General features: G+C 71.2%; 8 protein-coding genes. 2 read left to right on the top strand and 6 right to left on the bottom strand.

The window, feature by feature from the left end; translation table 11 throughout:
* Positions 1-236 precede the first annotated feature (236 nt).
* Together ABZS97_RS27495 and ABZS97_RS27490 are read right to left on the bottom strand one after the other, a co-directional pair.
* Positions 237-716 carry an EamA/RhaT family transporter gene (locus ABZS97_RS27495; RefSeq protein WP_356141621.1) on the bottom strand — a complete coding sequence of 160 codons (480 nt, stop codon included), beginning with the start codon at positions 714-716 and terminating at the stop codon, positions 237-239.
* 48 nt (positions 717-764) lie between these two features.
* Positions 765-1,100 carry an SH3 domain-containing protein gene (locus ABZS97_RS27490; protein WP_356141619.1) on the bottom strand — a complete coding sequence of 112 codons (336 nt, stop codon included), beginning with the start codon at positions 1,098-1,100 and terminating at the stop codon, positions 765-767.
* Between the two features lie 181 nt (positions 1,101-1,281).
* On the opposite strand from ABZS97_RS27490, the gene ABZS97_RS27485 reads away from it, so the two are divergent.
* Entirely contained in the window at positions 1,282-3,396 is a 2,115-nt protein-coding gene (locus ABZS97_RS27485) for a PQQ-binding-like beta-propeller repeat protein (protein WP_356141616.1), read from the top strand.
* A gap of 61 nt (positions 3,397-3,457) precedes the next feature.
* Here ABZS97_RS27485 and ilvD read toward each other — a convergent pair whose 3' ends face one another.
* The 4 genes from ilvD to ABZS97_RS27465 form a co-directional block, all read right to left on the bottom strand.
* A complete protein-coding gene (gene ilvD / locus ABZS97_RS27480; RefSeq protein WP_356141614.1) occupies positions 3,458-5,311 on the bottom strand; it encodes a dihydroxy-acid dehydratase in 1,854 nt (617 codons plus the stop codon).
* A gap of 200 nt (positions 5,312-5,511) precedes the next feature.
* Positions 5,512-6,135 carry a TetR family transcriptional regulator gene (locus ABZS97_RS27475; protein ID WP_356141612.1) on the bottom strand — a complete coding sequence of 208 codons (624 nt, stop codon included), beginning with the start codon at positions 6,133-6,135 and terminating at the stop codon, positions 5,512-5,514.
* Positions 6,132-6,959, bottom strand: coding sequence for a sugar phosphate isomerase/epimerase (locus tag ABZS97_RS27470; RefSeq protein ID WP_356141610.1), 828 nt, complete (start codon positions 6,957-6,959; stop codon positions 6,132-6,134). Before ABZS97_RS27470 ends, ABZS97_RS27475 begins: the two co-directional genes overlap by 4 nt.
* Before the next feature lie 303 nt (positions 6,960-7,262).
* Positions 7,263-8,195, bottom strand: coding sequence for a Ppx/GppA phosphatase family protein (locus ABZS97_RS27465; protein ID WP_356141608.1), 933 nt, complete (start codon positions 8,193-8,195; stop codon positions 7,263-7,265).
* Positions 8,196-8,266: 71 nt separating this feature from the next.
* Here ABZS97_RS27465 and ABZS97_RS27460 point away from each other — a divergent pair, with 71 nt between their 5' ends.
* Positions 8,267-9,115, top strand: coding sequence for a hypothetical protein (locus tag ABZS97_RS27460; RefSeq protein ID WP_356141606.1), 849 nt, complete (start codon positions 8,267-8,269; stop codon positions 9,113-9,115).
* Positions 9,116-9,133: the final 18 nt, after the last annotated feature.

Genomic DNA, 9,133 nt, shown 5'->3' with positions numbered 1-9,133 from the left:
AGCCGCAAGCCTCCTCGCACCCGCGGCCGAGTACGCACGCAAGGGTCCGTGCCGGTACGTCCTGCCCGTCGCCGCGTGGGCGTACTGCCCGGGAGTCGAGCATGGCGAAACTCGGCTGGGAGCCGGCTACGCGACGGGCAGAGACGTACCGGCACGGACCCTTGCGTGCGTACTCGGCCGCGGGTGCGAGGAGGCTTGCGGCTGCCGGGTGCGCGTCGGAGCTGCCCTCGGGTCGCTCAGGAAGCCTTTCGTTTTGATGGGTTGCCTGTGCGGCGGTTGCTGCGCTTTGCGTGCTGGTCGCGGGCCGTCTCGTACTCCTGGCGGAGGAGCTTCTCGCCGGGGGCCTCGGAGAGGGTGCGGAAGAAGTAGGCGAGGAGGGAGCCGATGAAGCCGATCGCGAGGAGGCCGCGGAGGGAGGCCTGGCGCTCGGGGTCGGGGCGCTTGGTGAACGCTCCCCAGGTGTGGCCGAACGCGAGGGCGCTGCACACCGCGAACATCACCACGACCAGCACGTTCACCAGCTTGCCGACGTCCGCGATCTCCAGGCCCTGGTAGGCGAAGCGCAGTACGAGGCAGGCCGCGGCGGCGGCCACGAGGGAGCCGGCGGCCACGCCTGCCCTGCGGGCCGCGTAGCCGCCGTCGTGGTTCACCCAGGTCGTGCCGAAGAAGCGGATGGGCTCGGGGTGCGGGCCTGTGGGGGTGGTCTCGTTGCTCACGGGGCGATTATCGCGCCGGGTGGGCGTCGGACCACATCCCGCGCTGCTTCAGGAGCAGCGGCCTGCGACGTAGCCGTCGCTGCCGGTGTGCACGTAGGCGTCCGAGACGTACTCGCCGTTGCCGATGTTGTCCCAGATCTTCGTCGTGCCGTACGGGCCGGTGACGGTCGTGCCCGGGGTCTGGCAGAAGATCGGCACGCGGGAACCCGCGGGCAGGACGCGGACGATGTTGTAGCTGGTGCCCGGGCCGCCTCGGACGTTGAGGGCGCTGCCGGGCGCGGTCGAGTAGTAACGCAGGGCCGTCTCGGTCGCGCTCGTGGCCGCCGTCGTGACGGCCTCGGCCTCGTCGCCTCCGGCGATCTCCTCGGTACGGTCAACAGACATGAAAAACCTCCCCCGTTGGGCCACATGGCTGTCATGGGACCCCTTTGATTCACCTGAAACGCGTCCCGCACGCCTGTGCGCGACTCGCACGCGGAGGCTAGCAAGCCGCCTCTGTCTCGCACGAGTCATCGACTAGGCTCCGTGCGTCGCGCGCGCGGACGAACAGCACGGGGGTGGTTCCATGGCGCCACAGCGGAATACCGGAGCGGGCGCGGAAGCGGAACTTCCGGAGTACGCCGGTCATTACCGTCTGGAGTCGTGCCTGGGCTCCGGCGGCATGGGTGTGGTCCATCTGGCCAGCTCGACCTCCGGGCTGCGGCTCGCGGTCAAGGTCGTGCACGCGGAGTTCGCCGGGGATCCCGAATTCAGGGGGCGTTTCCGGCAGGAGGTGGCCGCGGCCAGAAGGGTGAGCGGGGCCTTCACCGCGCCGGTGGTCGACGCCGACCCGGAGGCCGAACGGCCCTGGATGGCCACGCTGTTCATCCCGGGGCCCACCCTCGCGGAGCAGGTGAAGCAGAACGGGGCGATGTCCCCGCCCCAGCTGCGCCGGCTGATGGCCGGGCTCGCCGAGGCCCTGCGTGACATCCACCGGGTGGGAGTGGTGCACCGGGATCTCAAGCCCAGCAACGTCCTGCTCGCCGACGACGGGCCCAAGGTCATCGACTTCGGCATCTCCCGGCCGAAGGACAGCGAACTGCGCACCGAGACGGGCAAGTTGATCGGCACTCCGCCGTTCATGGCGCCCGAGCAGTTCCGTCGGCCGCGCGAGGTGGGGCCCGCCGCGGACATCTTCGCGCTCGGCTCGGTCATGGTGCACGCCGCGACCGGGCGCGGGCCGTTCGACTCCGACAGCCCGTACGTCGTCGCCTACCAAGTCGTGCACGACGAGCCCGACTTGGCCGGCGTACCGGGGAATCTGGCGCCGCTGGTGCTGCGCTGCCTCGCCAAGGAGCCCGAGGACCGGCCCACGCCCGACGAGCTGATGCGCGAACTGCGGTCCGTGGCAGCCTCGTACGACACCCAGGCGTTCATACCGGCCCAGCGGACGGGCGACTCGGCGAAGCCGGAGGTGTCCGAGGTGCCGGGGCCCGGTGCCGACCCGGCCGGGCCGCGTACCAAGGGGCGCCGCCACAAGTGGACGGCTCTCGCGGCGGGGGCACTCGTCCTCACCGCGGGCGGGGCGTTCGCCTCCGCTCAACTGCTCGACGGAGGCGACCCCGCGCCCCAGGGCAGCAGCCCCCGGTCGGCGCCCGCGGGGTTCAGCGGCTGGCACACCCGGACGGCGTCGAAGAGCGGGGGCATGCCCCAATGCTCGTACGGCGCACAGAAGTTGCTCTGCGCGCAGCCGGGGCAGATCACCGCCCTGGACCCGGTCGACGGCACCGTACGGTGGCGGCACGCCGTCACCGAGCAGGGGGTCTCGGTCAAGGCGCCCGTCGTGTCGGGCGGGCTGGTGCACGTGCTGTCGGACGGCGACAAGCGTCTGGAGGCGCTCGATCCGTCGTCGGGCAGGACGCGGTGGACGCGGGACGTGTCCGCGTACGGCGGCCTGCGGCACGTCGGCGAAACGGTGCTCCTCACCGGCGCCGACGGAACGGTCACCGGCATGGACGGCGCGTCGGGCGACACGAAGTGGCGCCATCGGATCCCGGGCCAGCCGGTGCCGTACTTCACGTCGTTCGACGGGGATCCGCTGGCGTATGCGGTGAGCGCGGTCGGCAACGGGTCGCGCACCCGGGTCTCCGCCGTGGACCCGGCAACGGGTGACCTGCGGTGGGAGGCGCGGCTGAACGGCGCACTGACCCCGATCGGCACGAGCGACGGCGCCGTCGTCTTCACGGTGAGCGACGCCCTCTACGGTGACGCCAAGGCGCTGCTGCGGTACGACCCCAGGAGCAGGGCCTCGCGCCGGGTGGTGCTGCCCGCCCGGCTCGAGCAGGCCCAGGGCTCCGTGCGCGGCGGCCTCGTCCTTCTGACGGGTGCCGGAGGCTCGCTGACTGCCGTGGACATGGACGCGCGCAGGCAGCGGTGGCGCCTTGAGACAGCCGTGGTCCGGGGCTCCGCGCCCGTGGCCGACGACCGGCATGTGTACTTCACGGCCGGCGACGGGCGGCTTGTCGCCGCGGACATCCGTACGGGCAAGCTCGTCGGGCAGACCGCCCCGCGGCTCGGCGCGAAGTCCGGCGGGATCACGGGCAAGCTGCCCGTGCCTGTGATGGCGAACGGCCACATCTTCGCCGCCTCCCCCGACGGCACCGTCTTCGCACTGGACGCGGGCGACCCGTCCGACTGGTGACACCAAAAGGGGCCGCCCCCGCGGGAGCGGCCCCTCATGAGGCTCGGGAGGCAGGAGCGGGTCAGCCCAGCTGTGACACGTCCCGCACCGCGCCCTTGTCCGCGCTGGTCGCCATCGCCGCGTACGCGCGCAGGGCTGCGGAGACCTTGCGGTCGCGGTTCACGGGGGCGTAGACGCCGTTCAGGGCGGTGCGGCGGGCGTCCAACTCCTCGTCGGGGACGAGGAGTTCGATCGTGCGGTTCGGGATGTCGATGCGGATGCGGTCGCCGTCCCGGACGAGCGCGATCGTGCCGCCGGAGGCCGCCTCGGGGGAGGCGTGGCCGATGGAGAGGCCCGAGGTGCCGCCGGAGAAGCGGCCGTCGGTGACCAGGGCGCAGGTCTTGCCGAGGCCGCGGCCCTTGAGGAAGGACGTCGGGTAGAGCATCTCCTGCATGCCGGGGCCGCCCTTGGGGCCCTCGTAGCGGATGACCACGACGTCGCCGTGCGTGATCTCCTTCTTGAGGATCTTGTCGACGGCCTCGTCCTGCGACTCGCAGACGACCGCCGGGCCCTCGAAGGTCCAGATCGACTCGTCGACGCCCGCCGTCTTCACGACACAGCCGTCGACGGCCAGGTTGCCCTTGAGGACCGCGAGACCGCCGTCCTTGGAGTACGCGTGCTCGGCGGAGCGGATGCAGCCGTTCTCGGCGTCCTTGTCGAGGGCCTCCCAGCGCTTGGACTGGGAGAAGGCCGTCGAGGACCTCTCGCATCCCGGCGCCGCGTGCCACAGCTCGATCGCCTCGGGGGACGGGGAGCCCGCCCGGACGTCCCAGGTCTTCAGCCAGTCGGCGAGGGACGGGCTGTGGACGGAGTGCACGTCCTCGTTGAGGAGGCCCGCGCGGTGCAGTTCGCCGAGGAGGGCGGGGATGCCGCCGGCGCGGTGCACGTCCTCCATGTAGTACGTGCGGTCCTTCGCGACATTCGGGGCGACCTTGGCGAGGCACGGCACGCGGCGCGAGACCTCGTTGATCTCCTCCAGGCCGAACTCGACGCCCGCTTCCTGGGCGGCGGCCAGCAAGTGCAGGATCGTGTTGGTCGAGCCGCCCATGGCGATGTCGAGGGCCATGGCGTTCTGGAAGGCCGCGAAGTTCGCGATGGTGCGCGGCAGGACCGTCTCGTCGCCGCCGTCGTAGTACCGCTTGGTGATGTCGACGACCGTGCGCGCCGCGTCCTCGTACAGCGCCTTGCGGGCCGTGTGCGTGGCGAGGGTCGAGCCGTTGCCCGGGAGGGACAGGCCGATCGCCTCGGTCAGGCAGTTCATCGAGTTGGCGGTGAACATGCCGGAGCAGGAGCCGCAGGTCGGACAGGCGTTCTCCTCGATACGGAGGATGTCCTCGTCCGAGATCTTGTCGTTCACCGCGTCGGAGATCGCGTCGACCAGGTCGAGCGTGCGGACCGTGCCGTCGACGAGGGTCGCCCGGCCGGACTCCATGGGGCCGCCGGAGACGAAGACCGTCGGAATGTTCAGGCGCAGGGCGGCCATGAGCATGCCGGGCGTGATCTTGTCGCAGTTCGAGATGCAGATCAGGGCGTCGGCGCAGTGGGCCTCGACCATGTACTCCACGCTGTCCGCGATCAGGTCGCGGGAGGGGAGGGAGTACAGCATGCCGCCGTGACCCATCGCGATGCCGTCGTCGACCGCGATCGTGTTGAACTCGCGCGGGATGGCGCCGGCGGCGGTGATGGCCTCGGAGACGATCCGGCCCACCGGCTGGAGGTGGGTGTGTCCCGGGACGAACTCCGTGAACGAGTTCGCCACCGCGATGATCGGCTTCCGGCCGATGTCCGCGCCTGGTACACCGGAGGCGCGCATAAGGGCGCGGGCGCCCGCCATGTTGCGTCCGTGGGTGACTGTGCGGGACCTCAGCTCGGGCATCGTCGCTCGCTCCTTCAGACAGTTCTGGCTGCCACCGAGCCTACGCCGGTGCTCCAGGATCTGGACAGCGTGTCCGAAATGCGGGATGCATGTCTCGTTCCGCGGCTATGACTGGTTGAGCGGCTGCGCGTACGAGGGCGGGTCAGCGGCAGTGCGTACGAGGGCCGGTCAGCGGCAGTGCGTACGGGGCGAGGTGGTCGTCACGGGTTCGTCAGATGGCCCTGCACCACCGGGGCCAGCCTTCTGATGATCTGCTCCGGGTCCGCGGAGGCGAGCGGCTCGACCTTGATCACGTAGCGCAGCATCGCCGTTCCGACGAGCTGCGCCGCGGCCAGCTCGGCGCGCAGTTCGGCGTCCGGGAGGTCGAGCTGCTGGGCGACGCGGCGCAGCAGCTGGCTGGCGACGAGGCGGCGGAAGACGGCCGCCGCGGCCTCGTTGTTCACGGCGGAGCGGACGATCGCCAGCAGGGCCCTGCGCGTCGTCGGGTTCTCCCACACGCCGAAGACGAAACGCGTCAGTCGCTCGCCCACGTCGTCCAGGGGGCCGTCCGCGAGCGCCGTCGGCTCGTTCAGCGCGGGTGCGAAGGCGACCTCGATGGCCGCCTCGAAGACCCGTTCCTTGGTGCCGAAGTAGTGGTGCACCAGCGCCGAGTCCACCCCGGCCGCCTTGGCGATGCCCCGGATCGACGTCTTGTCGTAGCCCCGCTCGGCGAACTCCTCGCGGGCCGCGTCGAGGATCCGGTCGCGGGTGGCGGGGCCCGCCGCCTCCGCCTGCGTACGGGAGGGGCGTCCCCGGCGGCGGGGGCCGGGCGTCGTCTCCGTCACTGGCGGGGCACCTTCACGGCGGCGGAGGCCAGGTGCAGCCGGGTGAAGGCCAGCGCCTCCGCGAGGTCCGCCTCGCGCTCCGCGCCGGACATCGCGCGGCGGGTGTTGACCTCGATCACGACGTGGCCGTCGAACCCGGTGAGCGCGAGGCGTTCGAGGAGTTCGGCGCAGGGCTGGGTGCCGCGGCCGGGGACGAGGTGCTCGTCCTTGTTGGAGCCGTTGCCGTCGGCGAGGTGGACGTGGCCGAGGCGGTCGCCCATGCGGTCGATCATCTGCGTCGCGTCCGTGCGGGCCGTCGCGGTGTGGCTGAGGTCGATCGTGAAGTGCCGGTAGTCGTCCTTCGTGACGTCCCAGTCGGGGGCGTACGCGAGCATCTCGCGGTCGCGGTAGCGCCACGGGTACATGTTTTCGACGGCGAATCGTACGTCCGTCTCGTTCGCCATGCGCCAGATGCCGGTGACGAAGTCGCGGGCGTACTGACGCTGCCAGCGGAACGGGGGGTGTACGACGACGGTGGTGGCGCCGAGCTTCTCGGCGGCCGCCTGGGCGCGCTGGAGTTTGATCCACGGGTCGGTGGACCAGACCCGCTGGGTGATCAGCAGGCATGGGGCGTGCACGGCGAGGATCGGGACCTGGTGGTAGTCGCTGAGCCGGCGCAGGGCCTCGATGTCCTGGCTGACCGGATCGGTCCACACCATGACCTCGACACCGTCGTAACCGAGGCGCGCGGCGATCTCGAAGGCCGTCGCCGTCGACTCCGGATAGACGGAGGCCGTGGACAGCGCGACCTTCGCATCCGGGATGCGCACCACTGGTTCTGCCACGAGGGACAGGGTACGGGGAGGTGGGGTGGCTTTCGCAGGGGGTTCGGGGCGGGTGCCCACCCAGCAGCGGCGGTACGTGTGACGCCGGGGGCGGCGAAGCCTCGTCACTGCGGGCAATCGTGCCGCCAGGGGCGGCACGGGTGGGCGCAGCGGCACCCCGTGAACGCCGGGCTGCGTGACCCACCCCCGGCCGGCACCCACACCGGGCGCCAAGGAAACAAGGGGTACCCGGGGTTTGCCCACCCACCCCGGGTGACCGTTCAAGCAAGAGGTGAGAAGGGTTTGCCCACCCGCCCCGGAAGGTCAGGTGGTTGCCATGTGGTCCAGGCGGCGCAGGATTACGCCTTCTCGGAGGGCCCAGGGGCAGATCTCCAGGGTTTCGACACCGAAGAGGTCGAGCGCGCCCTCGGCGACGAGTGCGCCCGCGAGGAGCTGGCCCGCGCGCCCCTCGGAGACGCCGGGGAGCTCGGCGCGCTCGTCGGCGGTCATGGAGGCGAGCCGCGGAACCCAGTCCTCCAGGGACCGGCGTTTCAGCTCGCGCTGGACGTACAGCCCGTCCGTGGAGCGCGCGGCCCCGGCGAGACGGGCGAGCTGCTTGAAGGTCTTGGACGTGGCCACGACATGGTCGGGCGCACCGAAGCGGCTGAACTCGCCCACCGTCCGGGCGATCTGGGCCCGGACATGGCGCCGCAGCGCCTTGATGTCCGCCGGGTCGGCGGGATCCGTCGGCAGCCAGCCCGCGGTGAGCCGCCCGGCGCCGAGCGGCAGCGACACCGCCGCGTCGGGCTCCTCGTCGATGCCGTACGCGATTTCGAGCGAGCCCCCGCCGATGTCCAGGACCAGCAGCTTCCCGGCCGACCAGCCGAACCAGCGGCGGGCGGCGAGGAAGGTGAGGCGGGCCTCCTCCGCACCTGTCAGGACCTGGAGCTCGACCCCGGTCTCGGCCTGGACGCGGGCCAGTACGTCGTCCGCGTTGCTGGCCTCCCGCACCGCGGAGGTCGCGAACGGCAGCAGTTCCTCGACACCCTTGTCCTCGGCGGCCTCCAGCGCCTCCTGGACGACGCCGATCAGTTTGTCGACGCCGTCGGGGCCGATCGCTCCCGCCTCGTCGAGGAGTTGGGCGAGCCGCAGCTCCACCTTGTGCGAGTGCGCGGGAAGCGGGCGCGCGCCCGGGTGCGCATCCACCACCAGCAGATGCACCGTGTTCGAACCCACGTCGAGGACACCGAGTCTCATACACGGAACGCTACTGCCCAGCCTGCGATTGGCCGTCCCCGGAGTGGCCTCCGGCGACTTACCCTGGACGGGTGCCAAAGACGAAAAAGGCGAAGCCTGACAAATCGGCCAAGGGTTCTTCGCAGGCGAAGGCGGCCAAGTCCACGAAGTCACCGAAAGCCCCGAGGGTGAGTGACGAGAAGGGGCTCGACTTCGCTCGCGCCTGGGTGGAGTTTCCGGACCCCGCCGATGACGAGCAGATCTTCCGCTGCGATCTGACCTGGCTGACCTCCCGGTGGAACTGCATCTTCGGAAGCGGTTGCCAGGGCATCCAGGCGGGCCGCGCGGACGACGGCTGCTGCACGCTGGGCGCGCACTTCTCGGACGAGGACGACGAGAAGCGGGTGGCCGGGTATGTGGCACGGCTCACGCCGGACATCTGGCAGCACCACGACGTGGGCTCCGAGTCCGGCTGGGTCTCCGAGGACGAGGACGGCGAGCGCCAGACCCGCCCGTACAAGGGATCGTGCATCTTCCAGAACCGGCCCGGGTTCGCCGGTGGCGCCGGTTGCTCACTGCACATCCTGGCGCTCAAGGAGGGGCGCGAGCCCCTTGAGACGAAGCCGGACGTCTGCTGGCAGCTGCCCGTGCGGCGTACGTACGACTGGATCGACCGGCCCGACGACACCCGCGTCCTGCAGGTGTCGATCGGTGAGTACGACCGTCGAGGCTGGGGTCCGGGCGGCCATGACCTGCACTGGTGGTGCACGTCGGCGACCTCGGCGCACGGCGCGGGCGACCCGGTCTACGTGTCGTACCGGCCGGAGCTGGTCGAACTGATGGGCAAGGCGGGGTACGACCGGCTCGTCGAGCTCTGCGAGGAGAGGCTCGCCTCGCAGCTGCCGCTGCTGGCTCCGCACCCCGCCGATCCGGTGGGCTGAGGCGCCTTCGGCCTCCGG

This window comes from Streptomyces sp. NPDC005485 (assembly GCF_040606085.1).
Taxonomy (GTDB): Bacteria; Actinomycetota; Actinomycetes; order Streptomycetales; family Streptomycetaceae; genus Streptomyces.
The sequence above is the reverse complement of the archived record's forward strand: the minus strand, read 5'-3'. Positions and strand labels throughout refer to the sequence as shown.

What these genes read in the sequence shown, in the direction of transcription:
- ABZS97_RS27490 (WP_356141619.1), bottom strand. Translation starts at nt 1,100, where the DNA reads ATGTCTGTTGACCGTACCGAGGAGATCGCCGGAGGCGACGAGGCCGAG.
- ABZS97_RS27485 (WP_356141616.1), top strand. Translation starts at nt 1,282, where the DNA reads ATGGCGCCACAGCGGAATACCGGAGCGGGCGCGGAAGCGGAACTTCCG.
- ilvD (WP_356141614.1), bottom strand. Translation starts at nt 5,311, where the DNA reads ATGCCCGAGCTGAGGTCCCGCACAGTCACCCACGGACGCAACATGGCG.
- ABZS97_RS27465 (WP_356141608.1), bottom strand. Translation starts at nt 8,195, where the DNA reads ATGAGACTCGGTGTCCTCGACGTGGGTTCGAACACGGTGCATCTGCTG.